Source organism: bacterium, assembly GCA_035419245.1.
In the GTDB taxonomy this organism is placed as follows: domain Bacteria; phylum Zhuqueibacterota; class Zhuqueibacteria; order Residuimicrobiales; family Residuimicrobiaceae; genus JAKPUX01.
The window spans coordinates 369,623-386,486 of record DAOLSP010000002.1; the positions used below are offsets into that span (position 1 = coordinate 369,623).

The 16,864-nt window shown below is 60.1% G+C and carries 12 protein-coding genes; all 12 read left to right on the top strand.

Annotated elements, in window-relative coordinates:
• Positions 1 to 29 precede the first annotated feature (29 nt).
• Complete coding sequence (locus PLH32_05330) at positions 30 to 914, top strand: CpsD/CapB family tyrosine-protein kinase (protein HQJ64018.1); 885 nt, start codon at positions 30 to 32, stop codon at positions 912 to 914.
• A gap of 126 nt (positions 915 to 1,040) precedes the next feature.
• On the top strand, positions 1,041 to 2,486 hold the full coding sequence (locus PLH32_05335) for an O-antigen ligase family protein (GenBank protein ID HQJ64019.1): 1,446 nt from the start codon (positions 1,041 to 1,043) through the stop codon (positions 2,484 to 2,486).
• Between the two features lies 1 nt (position 2,487).
• The gene (locus PLH32_05340) at positions 2,488 to 3,339 is read left to right on the top strand and encodes a class I SAM-dependent methyltransferase (GenBank protein HQJ64020.1); all 852 of its coding nucleotides are present in this window, start codon (positions 2,488 to 2,490) and stop codon (positions 3,337 to 3,339) included.
• Entirely contained in the window at positions 3,320 to 4,759 is a 1,440-nt protein-coding gene (locus PLH32_05345; protein HQJ64021.1) for an oligosaccharide flippase family protein, read from the top strand. The genes PLH32_05340 and PLH32_05345 overlap by 20 nt, the downstream gene beginning before the upstream one ends.
• Positions 4,756 to 5,736, top strand: coding sequence for a glycosyltransferase (locus tag PLH32_05350; protein HQJ64022.1), 981 nt, complete (start codon positions 4,756 to 4,758; stop codon positions 5,734 to 5,736). The genes PLH32_05345 and PLH32_05350 overlap by 4 nt, the downstream gene beginning before the upstream one ends.
• Before the next feature lie 7 nt (positions 5,737 to 5,743).
• Positions 5,744 to 7,060, top strand: a complete 1,317-nt coding sequence (locus PLH32_05355) for a UDP-glucose/GDP-mannose dehydrogenase family protein (protein HQJ64023.1) — start codon at positions 5,744 to 5,746, stop codon at positions 7,058 to 7,060.
• The gene (locus PLH32_05360; GenBank protein HQJ64024.1) at positions 7,041 to 8,336 is read left to right on the top strand and encodes a glycosyltransferase family 4 protein; all 1,296 of its coding nucleotides are present in this window, start codon (positions 7,041 to 7,043) and stop codon (positions 8,334 to 8,336) included. The genes PLH32_05355 and PLH32_05360 overlap by 20 nt, the downstream gene beginning before the upstream one ends.
• Positions 8,337 to 8,346: 10 nt before the next feature.
• Complete coding sequence (locus PLH32_05365; protein ID HQJ64025.1) at positions 8,347 to 9,384, top strand: hypothetical protein; 1,038 nt, start codon at positions 8,347 to 8,349, stop codon at positions 9,382 to 9,384.
• 21 nt (positions 9,385 to 9,405) lie between these two features.
• Complete coding sequence (locus tag PLH32_05370; protein HQJ64026.1) at positions 9,406 to 10,659, top strand: glycosyltransferase family 39 protein; 1,254 nt, start codon at positions 9,406 to 9,408, stop codon at positions 10,657 to 10,659.
• On the top strand, positions 10,656 to 10,922 hold the full coding sequence (locus PLH32_05375) for a hypothetical protein (GenBank protein ID HQJ64027.1): 267 nt from the start codon (positions 10,656 to 10,658) through the stop codon (positions 10,920 to 10,922). The genes PLH32_05370 and PLH32_05375 overlap by 4 nt, the downstream gene beginning before the upstream one ends.
• A gap of 24 nt (positions 10,923 to 10,946) precedes the next feature.
• The gene (locus PLH32_05380; GenBank protein HQJ64028.1) at positions 10,947 to 15,806 is read left to right on the top strand and encodes a C25 family cysteine peptidase; all 4,860 of its coding nucleotides are present in this window, start codon (positions 10,947 to 10,949) and stop codon (positions 15,804 to 15,806) included.
• Positions 15,807 to 15,825: 19 nt separating this feature from the next.
• Positions 15,826 to 16,860, top strand: a complete 1,035-nt coding sequence (locus PLH32_05385; GenBank protein HQJ64029.1) for a hypothetical protein — start codon at positions 15,826 to 15,828, stop codon at positions 16,858 to 16,860.
• The last annotated feature ends 4 nt before the right edge of the window (positions 16,861 to 16,864 follow it).

Here is a 16,864-nt window from a genome sequence, read left to right on the forward strand (position 1 = left end):
TTTTACATTTCTGAATGTGAGGTGTCAAGATGAGTGCAATCTTCGATGAGCTGGAAAAGATCGATGCCCAGGAAGGCATTGCGGCTCCCCCGTGGCCGGACGCCGCTGCATCCGGCCTGGCTGTGAATTTTCCTGCCAATCTTCCTGCGGAGGTTCTCTCCGATTTCTATGATCTGCGCGAATATATCCGCATCGCCGGACAGCGCAGCCAGATGCGGGTGCTTTCCATAACCAGCTCGCTCTCGGGAGAGGGTGCTTCGACGATCGCTACTGCCCTCGCCTTTCTGCTAGCCGCCAATGTTTCGACGGCCGCCGCGGCCGGCGCGGAAGCAGCGGCCGACAGCGTCGCCCCCGAGACAGCGGAACTGGATGCACGTCTCGGAGGCGCCGGCGGTCGTGAGACCGATTCCATGTTCCAGGCGGGCTTTACCGATTACATCCAGAAAAAGGCGGCCGAAGCCCTGATCCAGTCGATCCGCGAAGGCGGCGTGCTTCTGGTCGACGCCAATCTGCATCATCCCGGGATCCACTCCTCGTTCGGGCTGGAGGCGGGTGAAGGCCTGGCCGAGATCATCGAGCAAGGCCGGGATTGGCGGCAGGTGATCCGGTGCATGCCTCAGAACGATTTACACATCATCACGGCCGGCACGCCCCAGGGCAACCCGGCGGATGTAGTGGGATCGGAACGGCTGGCCGAACTGGTCGCGAGCTGGCGGGAATCGTTCCGTTATGTCATTCTCGATACCCCTGCCGTCCTCAATTATGTCGATGCGCTGGCGCTCTCAGCGCTCTCAGATGGAGTGATTCTGGTCGTGCGGGCCGGTCAAACCCGGTGGGAGGTGGCCCAGAATGCGAAACGCAAGTTGTCGGTCGCCCAGGCCAATCTGCTGGGTGTTGCGCTCAACCGTCAATAGGCCGCGGCAGTCGCTGTCGGCGGCCGAGGAAAGCGAATGGATCAAGACCCTTAAGGAAGGTATACAGCCGCTATGAGTTCTTATTCGTTGCAGGAAGAGAGACCGTTAGTCCAGCAGATTATTTTCATGCTTTTATTGACCGCATTGGGCGTCGGGATATCCGCCGCAGCCTGGTTCATCTGGGGGCTGCGGGCCGGTTGGTCGATGTTCGCTTTCATTGGTTTGCTCATGCCGTTTATGCTGGCGATGGTCAAGGATGTCCGCCGCTTTGTGATGTGGTGGCTGCTTTTCCTGATCCCGTTGGGACTCGACTACAAATTCTTTTATCAGCGCAGCATCTCCGGCCACAGCGGTATTGCCGTGGGAACGACGGAGATTCTGCTCCTGCTGCTGGTGGTGCAGTGGCTGGTGAATGCGGTCCGCGAACGCCATCAGCGGCGTATCTACTGGTTTCCGGCGATCACCCTGCCCACCTTGGCCTTGATCGCAATGGCTGCGCTTTCGCTGCTCGCCGCGCGAAATGTCACCCTCGGTCTTTTCGATATCGCTATGTATTTCAAGATGCTGGTATTTTTCCTTTTTTTGGCTAATAACATCCGCGACCAGAAGGATGTGATTCTGGTCGTCTCGGCCCTGCTGCTGGGCCTGGTGATGGAAGCGGGGGTCATGGTAGCGCAGTATTATACGGGATCGGCTCTGGGCCTGGTGGGTACAGAGGAATTGAGCAATTTTGTCGCCTACAAGCGCGATGCGCGCATGATCCTGCGTCCCGGCGGCACGGTCGGCAATGTCAATGGTTTTGCCCGCTACCTCGGTTATATCTTGCCGCTGGCCTCCATTCTCATGCTGACGACGCGGGAGCGCAAGCTGTTTTTACTCTCGTTTCTCTCCGCGCTCGGCGGTCTGGTCGCCCTGATCCTGACCCAGTCGCGCAGCGTCTGGGGAGCCTTTCTGATCGCCATGTTCCTGGCGCTCTTTTTTGTATTGATGCGCCATCTAGTCACTTTGCGGACGCTCAAACGAATGGGCGGTGCCCTGATATTGATCGGCGCTCTGATCTTTTTCTACGGTGACACCGTCTATAACCGCATTGCCGGGGATGATCATGGTTCAGCCAAGTCGCGTCTTACCACAGCGCGCGTCGCCCTCGAGATCATCAATGACCACCCGGTGATCGGGGTCGGTGTGAACAATTATGACAGTTATATTCGTCAGTACTGGCATATCGAGGATCCCTTCACCAAAGTCGCTGTTGTTCATAATAACTATCTGCTGATCCTGGCGGAGATGGGGGTCATCGGTTTCTCCGCCTTCCTATGGCTGCTGGCAGCGCTGCTGCTGCGCACGGTGCGGGCCATGCGCAGCCGCGTCAAGTTTTTCCGGGAAGTGGCGGTCGGGCTTTTTGGCAGCGTCGTCTGTTTTCTCCTGGCCAGTCTGGCGGATGGCTATAAATCGAGTCTGACGCTGATGTATCTCTTCTGGACGGTTGCGGCGATCACGGAGGCGCTGATTTATCTTGATGCCAGCTGGCGCGAGCAGACCCTGGACTATCTTGAGAAAAAGAGATCCTGAAATGAACTCCAAAGAGATCGCCCGCTTCATCGGCCGGCGGCCTTGGCTGCGCCGGATCGGCTACAGGTTCATCTTTCTCACCACCTTGCGCGAATGGTATATCGCCCGGGCGCTGCGGCGTCTCCTGGCTGTTGACCCGGACATCCGGTCGGCGCTCGATGCCGGTTGTGGCATGGGACAGCACACCTATGCGCTGTCCAAACGGCGGCCGGGATTGCGTATTACGGCGATGGAGCAGGATCCGGAGCAGAGCGCGGACCTCGCCGATTTTTTCCAGCGCAGCGGCATCAAAGAGGTGGCTGTGCGGTCCGGCGATATTACCTGCGCAGACCTGGGCGAGCCGGTGGATCTCGTGCTTTGCTGCAGTGTGCTCGAGCATATCGAGGACGATCTTGGCCTTTTACGGCGTTTTCATGACCATCTCCGCGAGAATGGCAGCTTGCTGATCTATGTGCCGCTTGCGGAACGCCGGGTGCTCAAGTCGCTGGAACGCCGGATCGCGGCCATGACCCAGACAACGGGCGATCACCTCCCCCACGGCCATATACGCTATTATACCCCGGAATGGCTCGAAGCGCGGCTGCGGCAATGCGGTTTTTCTGTTTTCCATCGCGAACTCAGTTACGGCCCCAAGGGGCGCCTGGCTTATGATCTGGTGACGCGCGTGCAGTTTAGCCGCTTTTTTCTGGTGCTCTTTCCCTTTTATCTGGTTCTGCTCCATCCCCTGGTGATGGTGCTCATGGCCATCGATTATTTCGGGACCCAGCGCGAAGGCAATGGCCTGCTGCTGGTCGCCCGTAAATTGCAGGTGCTTCCCAATCTGAGTGATCAGAATGCTGCAACGCTTAATTAGGAATACCCTCTGGCGCTCGCTGGCCGATGTCGTGGCCCGTCTGGGGTCGGCGCTTTTCTGGATCCTGCTGGCGCGTTTTCTCGGCGCTGGGATTTTCGGGGCGCTCTCCTTTGCCCTGGCGCTGATGGGTTTTTTCGAGCTGGTCTCCAGCTTGGGGCTCGGGTCGATTCTGACGCGTGACGCGGCGCAGGATCCGGCCGCTGCCGGCCGTTATTTCGGGCATCTGCTGATCATAGGCATGGCGAGCGCCGTGGTGGGCGCCATGGGGATGGTGGCGGCGGCCTGGGCGATCCGTCCTGATCCGGCGACGCTGTCGATTGTCATAGTCCTCGCGCTGCTCCTGCCGCTCTCCAGCATCTCGTACTGGAGCCGGGCCATGCTCGCCGCGGCGGAAAAGATGCAGTACATCAGTTTCGGTACCCTGGTCGAGAACGGCCTGTTGATTCTCCTCGGTCTGGGATGGCTCCTGACTGGTCGTGGTCTGACCGCGGTGGTGACGGCCCTTGTGGTCAGCAAACTGGCGGCGTCGGTGCTCCTCTTCACCCTGGCCCGGAGCCAGGCAGCCCGGCCGGTCTGGCGGATTGAACGCGGCATGCTGCGCACCATCCTGTGCCAGGTTCCGCTCTTCCTGACGATCGCCGTCTGCAATGGCCTCTTCTGGTCGGTCACCGTCGTGATGATCACCTGGCTGCAGGGTGAGGTGGCGGCTGGCTATTTTTCCGCGGCTTACAAACTGATCAGCTATGCGCTGCTCTTTGCGGTCGCCTTCAGTCAGGCGCTCTTTCCTGTCGCCGCCCGTCTGGCGCAGCAAAACCGGGCGCTTTATCTTGCCCTGCTGCGGCGCGCCCTCTATTATCTGCTGATGCTCTTTCTCGGTGTGGCGCTGACGCTGAGTCTGCTGGCTAGGCCGATCATCTTGCTGCTCTATGGACCGGGGATGGCCGGGGCGATTCCGGTGTTGCGGGCGTTGGCGTGGATGGCGGTACCCTACGGCCTGATCCCGGCCCTGGCCTACACGCTGGTGAGCCATCATTATCAGCGCCGCGACATGTGGGCCAATCTGGCGGGCGCCCTCGCCGTGATAGCCGGCAACCTGGCGCTGGTTCCCGGCTGGTCCGCCGCCGGAGGCGCGCTGGCGATGGTGGCCGGCGCCTGTGTTTTCGCAGGGATCGAATTCGGATCGGTCTGCACCCTGCTCTATCCTCTCAAACCCGGCCGTAGCCTGCGCCGCCTGGGGGCTTCGGCAGGTGCGCTGGCGCTGACCCTGGTGCTGCTGCGCGAAGCACCCCTCGTATTGAGCCTTTCGCTCGGTTGTGGCATCTACGCGCTCGCTCTCTGGCTCTCACGCGCCATCGACCATCAGGATCTGATCCAACTCTGGCGCTCCGCTTTGCCGCTGCGGGAGGAGGGACTGGCATGAAAAAATCATGCGTAGAAGTGTCGGTAATCATCCCTTCGCGCAATCGGCTTGCCGTCCTGAGCCGGGTGCTCGAGGGCCTGGAGCAGCAGGATCTCGAGCCGCGCTACTTCGAACTCATCATCGTCGACGACGGGGGCAGCGACGGGACCTTCGCGTTCTTGCAGAAACAGGCTGCTCGCACGCCCTTCGCGCTCATTCCGCTGCAGGGCAGAGGAGAGGGAGCCGGCGCTGCGCGCAACCTGGCAGCGGCGGCTAGCCAAGGGCGGGTGTTGCTGTTCCTCGATGCCGATACCATCCCCGCCGTCGGCTTGCTGAGAGCGCATCTGACGCTGCATGAGCACGGTGATGCGCCGGCCTGTCACATGGGCCGCATCGAGATGTCGGTCGAGCTTCAGGCGCCCGGCCAGGCGCGCTGGAATGAACTGATGCTGTGCGCTGACCATCCGGCCACCGGAGAGATCGACTTCCGCCGCTACCGCACCGCGAATACCTCGATGCCGCGTGCTGCTTTTACCTCAGCCGGCGGCTTTGATGAGCGGTTGCCGGCCGCCGAAGACCTGGAGCTGGCTTACCGGCTCGATCAGCAGGGCGTGCGCTTTTTCTTTCATCCTGAGATCGTCGCTGTCCATCATCACCCGCTCAGCCTTGCGGAGTATTACGACAAGGGATCGATCTATGGCCGGGCGGTGGCGCGCTGGCACGCGGCTTACCCTGAACATCACCTTGAGTTGGCCCGCCGTTTCGGTCTCTATGATGCCGGACTGGACTGGCGCGAGCGCTGGCGCTACGGGCTCAAGATTCTGCTGGTCAACCGAGTCTCTGTTCATTTGCTCTCGGCCCTGGGGCGGGGATGCCGCCGATTCTGGTTTGCTGCATCCGAACGGCTCTTCAAGGCCGCCTATGGCTATCATCTGCGCCGAAGCTATCATGCTTCCCGGCTGCAGCTGGATGTGGATCAGGTCCTCTTTGGGAGGTGACGCTACCATGAAGATCAGCGTCTTTGGACTGGGATATGTGGGGTGTGTTTCGGCCGCTTGCCTGGCTGAGATGGGGCATGAGGTGACTGGTATCGATATCAATGACGACAAGGTGCGTCTGATTAATCAGGGCCACTCTCCGATCGTTGAAGAGGGGCTCGAGGCGTTGATCCTGCGGCAGCGGCAGTCCGGCCGGCTTCGGGCCACCATCGAGCCCGTTGTAGCGGATCGTGATTTGGTCTTCATCTGCGTAGGGACGCCGAGCAACAGCAACGGCAGCCTGTATCTGGGCTATGTCCAGCGCGTCTGCACCGAGATCGGCGAGGCCCTGCGCGGCGCTGAAAAGCGCGTTACCGTAGTTCTACGCAGCACGGTGCTGCCCGGCGTAGCCGAAACGATCGCCCTGCCAGCCCTCGAGGCGGCCAGCGGCCTGCGGGCGGGAGTGGATTTCGGTTTCGCCTTCAACCCCGAATTTTTGCGCGAAGGCTCCTCCATCCACGATTTTTATCATCCGCCCAAAACGGTCATCGGGGTCTTCGACCAGGATTCGGCCGACCGGCTGGTGGAACTCTACCGTGACCTCAACGCCCCGATATTCCAGCTCTCCCTGGGTGAGGCGGCGATGATCAAGTATGCGGACAACGCCTTTCATGCCGTCAAGGTCGCCTTTACCAACGAAATCGGCCGGCTGTGCAAGAACTTTCAGGTGGACAGCCGCCAGGTGATGAACGTCTTTGTGCAAGATACCAAGCTGAATCTCTCGCCCTGCTATCTCAAACCCGGCTTCGCCTTCGGCGGTTCCTGCCTGCCCAAGGATATTCGGGCGCTGAGCCATTGGGCCAAGCAGGAAGATGTCGATATCCCCTTGCTCAATGCGGCGATGACCAGCAATGAGGAACACATCCGCCATGCGCTGCGGCTGGTCAAAGCCTCCGGGCATAAAAAAATCGGGGTGCTCGGATTGAGTTTCAAACAGGGCACGGATGACTTGCGTGAAAGCCCCGTTGTCGCTTTGGTCGAAGAGCTGATGGGCAAGGGATACGAGGTCGCCATCTTCGACCGGAATGTTTCACTGGCACGGCTGATGGGCGCCAACAAGGAGTATATCGAACGTGAGGTACCCCATATCGCCCGGTTGATGTGCAGCACCATGGAAGAGCTGATGGCACGCTCCGAGGTGGTGGTCATCGGCAATAATGGCGAAGAATACGAGCGGGTTCTGGGTGATCTGCGCAACGGGCATAAAATCATTGACCTGTCAGGAATGAAGAATGGCAAGCACAAGCATATTGAAGAGGTTAACTATGAAGGGATTTGCTGGTAGAATTCTGATCATCGTTCAGAACCTGCCCGTGCCGCTGGACCGGCGGGTTTGGCTCGAGTCGACGACCCTCCGCGACAACGGCTATCAGGTTTCGGTCATTTGTCCGGCTTCCAGAGAATATTCGGCCACCTTCGAGATCATCGACGGCATAACCATTCGCCGCTACCGCATGCCCTTCGAGGCACGCGGCTTCGCAGGTTATTTTGCCGAATTCCTCTATGCCTGGCTCCAGACCGCCCGGCTCTCGATCAAGGCGCTGCGGCAGGAGGGCTTCGATGTCATGCAGGCGTGTAATCCGCCGGATACCTATTTCCTGCTTGGATGGATCTACAAATTGCTGGGCAAGGAGTATGTTTTCGACCATCACGACCTCGCGCCCGAGATGTACTCGGCCAAATTTGGCGGCCGCCGCGACCTGTTGTATTATGCCCTGCTCTTCCTCGAAAAGATCACCCTCAAGACGGCCCGGGTCGTGCTGGTCACCAATGAATCCTATCGCCAGTCCGCCTTGAAACGGGGGCACAAGGATCCGGATGACCTCTTTGTTCTTCGTACCGGTCCGGATCTCACCCGTCTGCATCCCGTGCCTCCCGATCCCGCCCTCAAGGAGGGCCGGCCGTTCCTGGTCTGTTATCTCGGCGAGATGTGCCCCCAGGACGGGGTTGATTATTTGCTGCATGCGGCGCACTATCTGCGCTTCTGGCTCGACCGGCGCGATGTCCGCTTCGTCCTGATCGGCGGCGGGCCGGCGGTGCCGGATCTGAAAAAGATGAGCCATGACATGGGCATGGATGATTTTGTCCACTTCACCGGCCGGATCAGCGACGAAGACCTCGAGCGCTATCTCTCGACCGCTGATATCTGCGTCGATCCCGATCCCTGGTCGGAATGGGCGAATAACTCCACCATGAACAAGATCCTGGAGTACATGGTATTCGCCAAGCCGATTGTCTGTTTTGATCTCAAGGAGATTCACTATACCGCCCGCCGGGCCGCGCTGTATGCCCGGCCGAACGACGTGCGGCTTTTCGCCCAGAAGATCAACGTGCTGCTGGACCATCCGGAGATGCGCAGCGAAATGGGTGCCTACGGCAGGCAGCGGGTGGTCAACGAACTGGCCTGGAGCCATACTCATCCACCGCTGCTGGCTGCCTACGCCCGGGTCTTCAACCGCACGGCGCTCGCCCGCAAAGCGGGAATGACCAAGCCTGTACTGGCTTTGCCAATGCAGCCCATAGAACTCGATCGCTTGAATTATGAACATCTGGTGCATTGAGGAGACAGCAATGCGCATCGATCACCTCCTGTTCGCTGTGATGCTCATGCTGCCGCTCGGATTCCTGCAGTGCGGCAAAAATCCCGCCGGACCTGATAAGAAAACAGAGAAGGGCTGGAGCGCCCTGCCCCTGGATATTGCAGAACGCAAAGTTCAGTGTATCGCTGTCCAGTCGGATAACGCCGCTACCCTCTATGTCGGCCTTTTCGACGGACTCTACAAGAGTACCGACAGCGGCAAGAGCTGGCGCGGGATCACCGCCGGGCTGATCAGCCGCGACATCCATTCCCTCGAAATCGTCGCCGGGAAGCCGCAGGTACTGTACGCCGGGAGCAATGGCTTCGGCATCAGCCGAAGCGAAGATTACGGGGAGAGCTGGGTCAACATGCGCGGCGGGGTTGAAAATACCCTCGTCGACCAGATCCATCTCGTCAACCAGCATGACGAGGTCATCTGGCTGGCGACCGCAACCGGCCTCTATAGCAAAAAGAGGGATGAGCTGACTTGGACCGATACCTATCCCGGTTGTCGCCTGGTCCATTCGATCACCACACTGCCCGGGAAGCCGGACACGGTACTGGCGGGACTGCTCTATATAGGGTTTATACGCGGCGCTTTCAACGCATCACTCAGGCGCTGGTCCTGGACGGCGGTCAATAACGGCATCCCGGAACGCAGCGGCAATCATGATTGTCCGAACCAGATCGGATTCGCCGGGCCCGATTCCAGCCTGGTGTACGCCGTCACCCAGGATGGTCACTTTTATATTTCTCAGGATGACGGCCTCCATTGGGAGCGGAAATATTACACCGCTGACACCGAGACCGGCGTGGCCATGATCACCCATCCCAAACTGCGCGATCGCCTCTATCTGGCGACCCGGCATCAAGTCTACCGCAGCACCAACCGGGGTGCAACCTGGACCCGGTTGACGCGCAACATGCCGGCGGTCACCATCACAGCCCTGCAGGTGGCACCAGGAGACCCTGGGGTGATCTATATCGGCACGGAGGACAATGGCCTTTATCACTATGTCGAAGCTGAATAGCCGCCGAGGCGGAGCAAGGATGTGACCCTTTCAGGCAGCCATATGACGCGGCGCAGCGGCTGGATCCTGTTTGCGATCCTGATCGCGGCCTTTGCCGCCCGCTTCATCCTCATCGCGCGGCTTGACCACCGCATCGTCTACAGCGATGAAAAGAAAAACCTGACCCTGGCAGCCAACCTGACGGACGGCACAGGCTATGTTCTGGATGATGGCCGGCCGACGGCGGTCATCCCTGCAGGATACCCGCTCTGGCTTGCAGCGCTGCGTCTGGCTGGCCTCGACCAACCCGGCGAAATCCGCCTTGTCCAGGTTGGCCTCAGTCTGCTCACCCTGATCACCCTCTTCGGCTTTGCGCGCAGCCTCTTCGGCGTGCCCGCCGCCCTTGCGACAGCGGCGGGATGCGCCCTGTACCCCTATTTTATCTTCCTTCCTGGCACGATTTTGGCGACTACACTCTTCAGCCTGCAGCTGGTGCTGGGGTGTTGGCTCTATCTTCAGGCGATAAGTAATAATAATAACAAGCTCTTGTTCTTTGATGGAATCATCTGGGGATGGGCGGTTTTGACCGTAACCACCGCAGGTGTCCTCGCCGGCGCCACATTACTGTGGCATGCATGTCACTTCCGCAGCGGCGGACGGGCCCTTCTGCGCCAGGCAGCACTCTTTCTGACCGGCATGATGCTGGTACTCCTGCCCTGGATGATCCGCAACCAGGTGAAGCTGGGACATGCGGTGCTGGCCACCAACGGCGGCTACAACTTGTGGCTGGGCAACAATCCGCATAGCAATCTGGATGAACCTTGCAGCCAGCTGACGCCACCGGAGATGGATGCGGACATCATCCGTTCCGACTCGGAGGTCTTTGCGGACTCGCTCTTCCGGGCCACAGCGCGTTCCTGGATCCTCGCCCATCCCGGTGCCTTTGTCCGCCGCAGTATGCTAAAGGCCCTCTATTTCTGGAGGCTCGATCCCTCCCCGGTAACCGCGTCCTATTTGCACGGCGGCGCCTGGATCCGGGTAGCGGGCTTGTTATCGTTCACGCCTCTCCTGGCGCTGGCCTTCTGGGGTTTCCGGAAGGCGCCGCCGGCGGTGCGAAAGCGGCTGCTCCTTTTTCTTTATTATGCCGTGGCCTTCACCGTTGTGCATGCCGTGATGATCGTCAAAGTGCGTTTTCGGCTGCCCTTGGACCACTTGGTCGTCATGATGGCCGCCTATGGGCTCATTGCCGCCTCGACCTCCAGGCGGAAACGTTTCATGGAGAGGACTAGGCCGTGAATACCACTGAGAAGAACCAACCCTCCGCCGGACCATCGCCGCTTTCGGAACGGCAACGCCGGCTTGGGCATGAAGTGCGCTCCACCGCGCAAGGGCTTCTCGGCTATATCAGCATTTTCAGCGATGAGATGAAGCAGCGATTGACACCGGAAGAGATGATCCTGATGGAGCGCATCGGGCACTATGGCAAACGACTTTCTGAACTGAGCATGGAACTGTTGAACGAGATTCAGGATCTCACCCGGCAGCTCACCTCCCGGTAATTGGAATAGCATATGAGGATTGGCATGAAGCGGAGAGCATTCACAAGAAAGCGGAAGTGGAACGTGCGGGTGATTTTCGGCTTGCTGCTGGCTGGGCTGCAAACGGCCTTGACGGCCGCAGACCTGCCCTACCGGTGCACGGTTGTCGAATCGTCCGACCGGGCCCTGGTGTGTGATATCATCTTCGATTCGGTCCAGGTGACCCAATCCTTGAGCAAGGGAGAATGGATCACTGAGGTCGCGCTGCCGGGCGCCTCCTTTACCGATGACTACGATCTGCCGCGTCTCCCGGTCACCAGTCTGGTGCTGGGCGCCCCTGCCAGCGGGCGCGTCCAGCTCACCCGGATCTCCGAAGAAAGCACGACCCGCAGCGTGGGCTCACTCCGTCTGGCCGACAAACCGCTCTATACGCCGGTCGATTCCGAAGGCCGCGAACAGGGGAGGCTCTCTCTGGCCGACCGCGAGGAATGGTATCCGGCGCAAACAGCGGAGCTTGGCCTTGATGGTTTTTTTCGCAGCCAGCGCCTGGTCCAGGTTTATCTCCACCCGGTCCGGTATGCCAGCCGGACCCAGACTCTAACCATCCTGCGCCGGCTGCGGTTGCGGCTCGACTTCGTGACCGAATCCGGGACCTACAGCCTGGCGCGGACGGCTGCGACGCCGGTGGAACCGGTGGAGTGTGAAGAATTCTTGCGGTCCATGCTGGTCAATTACGAATCGAGCAAGCAGTGGCGCAGCGCCGGCAGCGCCCCGGCGGTATTGGCCAAAACCAGTGGTGCTGCGGAGCCGCGTCTGCGGATCGCTATCCGCGAGGACGGCGTTTATGCCATCACCGGCAAGGAACTCGCCGACGCCGGCGTCAGCCTCGCCGCAATCCGTCCCACTGGCCTCAACCTCACGCATCGTGGCAAAAATGTCGCCATGCTGGTGGAGGGTGGCAGCGACGGCCGCTTTGACGCGCAGGACCGGATCATTTTCATCGGCCGTCATAACAGCGCAGAGACCTTTTATTACTCGCAGTATTCCGATAATGCCGTCTACTGGCTGAGCTGGGGGGAGGGCGCGGGCGCTCGCTTCGCCGAAACACCGGCCGCACCACCGCAGAACGCCGCCGATACGCTGAACAGCGGGCAATTCCGGATCCACCTTGAACGGGATCTGCTCTATGAGCGAACCCTCGACAACAGCGATGCCACCCTCGACCATTGGTACTGGGCTTCCGCATCGTCCGACTATGATTTTACCGTGCCGCTCCCGATCGATCATATGGTCCCCGGCGGACCGCTCGAGATGACCGTGAACATGCTCGGCCTGACGCATATTTATCAGGCCAATCCCGATCATCACGTCCGTCTTTATCTCAACGATCAGCAGGTGGATGAGGCCTATTGGGACAACCAGACGGCGGTTACCCGTACCCAGACGATTGCGAATCCGAAGATCCTGGCGGCCAACAACACCCTGCGGTTCAAGTTGCCGCTTGATCTTAAAAATGTCAGCATCGACAAGATCCTGGTCAATTCGATCGATCTCCGCTTCGCCGGCCGGCTGGTGGCGAAAAAGGATTCGCTGCGCGTCCTTCTGCCCGCCAGCGGGATAAGCATGGTACGTCTGGACGGATTTTCCAGTGAACGGATTTACGCCTTCACCGAGGAGGGGCAGATCCTTACCGGCTACCAGATGAAGCGGCAGGGGGGCAGCTGGAGCTGCTATCTCGGCTATCAGGCCGAGGCGCCGCGGAACCTCTACGTCGTCGGCGGCAACCGTCTGGCATCGGTGGCCTCGATCACTCTAGACAATCCCTCCGATCTGCATGACCCGACTAATGGCGCCGATTATATCATCATCACCCACGCCGATTTCAACGCGCAGGCCCAGCGGCTGGCGCAGTACCGCGCCGCTGAGGGATTCCGCACCGCGGTGGTGGATGTGCAGGACATCTATGACGAATTCAACGATGGTATCTACGACCCCAATGCTCTGCGCGATTTCATCTCCTATGCCTATTATAACTGGACCCGTCCTGCGCCGCTCTACGTGCTGCTCTTCGGCACCACCACCCATTTTATGGACAAGCAGGCTGGAGAGCGCCAGGGCTTGAAATCCTTCATCCCGACCCTGATGGTCTATACCAATTCCTGGGGCATGACCTCCTCGGATAATGCTCTGGTCTCGGTGAGCGGCAACGACATTCTGCCGGATCTCTATATTGGCCGATTCCCCGTAAGCGACAGTGAGGGGGCGAACACGGTGGTCCAGAAAACCCTCGATTACGAACAGCAGCCGGTCATCGATGAATGGCGGCGCAGCATCGGCATGGTGTATGCCGAAGGCGACGGCGGCCGCTTCATTCGTGACGCCAACGAACTGATCGCCAAATACACCCCTCTGAGGGTCGTGACGAATCGTCTCACCACCCTGCAGGGTTCAGTCTATTACGGCAATACCGAGACTCTCGCCGGCCTGATCAACAAAGGGCAGAGCCTCGTCAATTTTATCGGCCATGGCGGCGGTGGCGTCTACTTCGATAACGAGCTGTTCAAGATCGAAGATGTCAAACGGCTGAACAACAAGAACCGCTATCCGGTCGTTTTCAGCATGACCTGTTTTGTCGGCCACTTTGATAATCCCGAGATGCCCTCGCTGGGCATGCAGCTGGTGCTCGCCAAGGATCGCGGTGCGGTCGCTCATTTCGGCTCGGCGGCCAAAGCCTCGGCCGATGGCGATTATTATCTGGATATCGCCCTCTTCAACGCCATCTTTGCGGAGAATGCGCGGCGCATGGGTGAAATCATCACCCTTGGCAAACTGCTGTTAATCCAGAAGACCAATGGTTATTGGGACAACGTCCGTCACTTTGTCCTGCTCGGGGATCCGGGCCTTCGCTATCACATTTCCGAGGAGGCGGTCACCATCGAGCCCGCGAAAAGCGCCTGGCTCGATGGTGAGACGATCCATCTCAGCGGCCGGGCCAGCGCCATCAGCCAGGGTACGGCGGTGGTGACTCTAGCCAACGAGGCCGACTCCGTGGTGGCTCGCAAGGAGGTGCCGCTCAGGAATGGCGAGTGGCAGTGCGACCTCATGACCCTCGACACCGCTACCCTCAGCCTGTTCGGCACCGGAAAGGCGACCGCGCGGGTCTTTGTCAGCGACAGCCAGCATGATGCCGCGGCGGCGGTCACTCTTTCTGTGGCAGGGCACGCCCTGGTTGGGATCCAGACCGACCCGGTTTCGCCGGTCCATCAGGAGCCCTTTTATTTCACGGTCACCGTCGATGAAACCGCCCTTGCCAACCGCGGCGGCGTGGCCGGCGTAAGCCTCAACCTCTCCACCAATTCGGTGGAATGGCAGTCGGTAGCCCTGGAACGTCAAACCGGCGGGTTTTGGCGGACGCCGTCCGGCCGCAAGCAGAATGAAGGCTCGCGGATTTATTATCAAAGCGTGGTGACCGCGGGCAATGGTGACAAGATCGTCGGCGAGATCCGTAACACCCTGATCGGCTATCGGCCCGATCTGTCAATCGATCCGACTTCGATTAAGATCTCCGGCAATCCGACCCGCATCGCCTTCCGCCTGAAAAATTCCGGCGACAAGCCGGCGGCCAATTTCAACATCATGGTGACCGAGGGGGTGAATGCCTCCACCTACAAACCGGTTGGCGACAAGCTCAGGGTAGGCTCGATCCCTGCCAACAGCGACTCTGTGCTCACCCTCCTCTGGAACGCTCCCAATGCCGGAGAGCGCAAGTTCTGGTTCCAGTGCGATGCCGACAACCAGGTCGAGGAGAGCAACGAGGGCAATAACGTCACCCTGGCTACCGCTCGGGTGGTAACCGCTGAAGCCGGCACCAACGGGCCGCTCTACCTGCCCGAGAGCAACGGCTACATCGATATTCCGGCCGGAGCGGTAGGCCGGACGACCACCCTGACGTGGAATCAAGGATGGGATGATAACCAGACCAAGTCAGCAGCCTGGTCGGGACTGCTGCCACTCAAATTCCGCTTCTCCACTGGGACCATGCTCTACAGCTATAGCCTCGCCGACACCAGCCAGGCACTGATCAAGGAGGTCACGGTGGTCGCGCTCTTCGATCCGCAGGATGCCCAGAACCAGCTGCTTGTCCGTAACCACAGCCTGCGGTTGTATGGATGGAACGCCCGGACCGGCACCTGGAGCGGATTGAAATCGGTGGTCGATTCCACGCAGGGGACGGTTACCGCCATGCTGCCGGCCTCGCTGCGGGCTTTCAGCTTGTTGGCCAGCCAGGATGCCGAGCCGCCGGTGATCACGCTCAGCGTCGGCGGCCAGAACTTTGCGGATGGCGACGCGGTCTCACGCACGCCGGTCTTTACCGCCTACATGGAGGACGCAAGCGGCTTCGATCTCGGCGGATCGGGGATTCACGTCACCCTCGACCACCAGGCGGTGGAGCCCGGAGCGTATTCGCTCTTCCAGAGCCCCGACGCGCGCCGTTCGCTGACCCTGACCTTTTCGCCCACGCTGGAAACCGGCTCCCACACCCTGGCGGTGGAGGTCGCGGATATCAACGGCAACCCGGCTTCTCTTGAGGCGCAATTCTACGTCGACGGCGTCTTCGCGCTGGTCAGCCTCGCCAATCACCCCAACCCATTCCAGCAGGAGACCACCATCGCTTTCAATCTCAGCGAGACTGCCGCCCGCATCCGGATCGGGATTTATACCGTATCTGGACGGCTGATCCGCAGCTATGAGCTGCAGGGCGTCACGGGTTATGTGGAGGTGGATTGGGATGGAACCGATGCCGACGGCAATACGGTCGCCAATGGAGTCTATTATCTCAAATTCGTCGCTGAACAGGGCGGTAAACGTCTGGAACGTATCGAAAAAATGGCCAAATTGCAATAAGCGAGAAAGGGCATCGCGCATGGCAACGACATTTCAGCCCCGGAAGCGCAACGGGTTTATACTGTTCCTCATGGCACTCCTGTCAGGAACGACGGCGTTACAGGCAGGGGAGTATGCGGCGGATTTTACGCGCATCGGTGTGGGGGCCAGGGCCATGGCCATGGGCGGCGCTCAGGTCGCCATCGCCAATGATGCCAGTGCCAGCTATTGGAATCCGGCGGGATCCGGAGGGCAGGGGCATGGGGCCATCCAGTTCGAACATATGCCGATGTTCGACGGCCTGGCCCACTATAATACCGCCAGCGTCCGTCTGGCCTTCAATCCCCAGACCAGCGTCAGCCTGAACTGGATCCGCCTCGGCGTGGACGATATCCCCCGCTACGACGCCTTACACGGCAGTCGCCTCGACCGCTATACCACTGGCGCCGGCCGCTCCGACGGTACCCCGTTGGGTTATTTCAGCGACCGCGAAGATGCCCTCTTCATGTCTTTCCGGCGTAGCATGCTCTTCGATCTGACCATCGGCGGGGATCTCGCCGGGACCGTCCTGCCCGCCGAACTCTCCTTCGGCGTCAGCGGCAAGTATCTCCAGCAAAAACTGGACGGTAACTCCGCCAGCGGCCAGGGGCTCGATGCCGGCATGCTGCTGCGGCTCATGCCTGGCTGGCAGGACGAACCCGAGCCGCTGCATTGGGTCGGCATCGGTGCTGCGGTGCATGACCTTTCGCGCACCCAGCTGAGCTGGAATACCGCCACGAATCACAAGGATGCAATCGGCCGAGGCCTGCAGGCTGGGGTGGCGGCCTGTTATACCTGGACCCCGTTGCGCCTGCGGATCACGGCTGGATACGACCGTCTCTTCTGGAGCGAAGAAGGCAACCGCGCCGGGGCCGAGCTGACCTTTTTCAAAGTGTTGAGCATTCGCGGCGGCTATTACCGCAGCGAGCTGACCGCCGGGGCCGGTCTGGAACTGGCGGGCTTTTGTCTGGATTATGCCTTTATCGGCGGTGATCTCGGCAATTCGCACCGCATCACCGGCGCATTTCGCTTCTAACCGG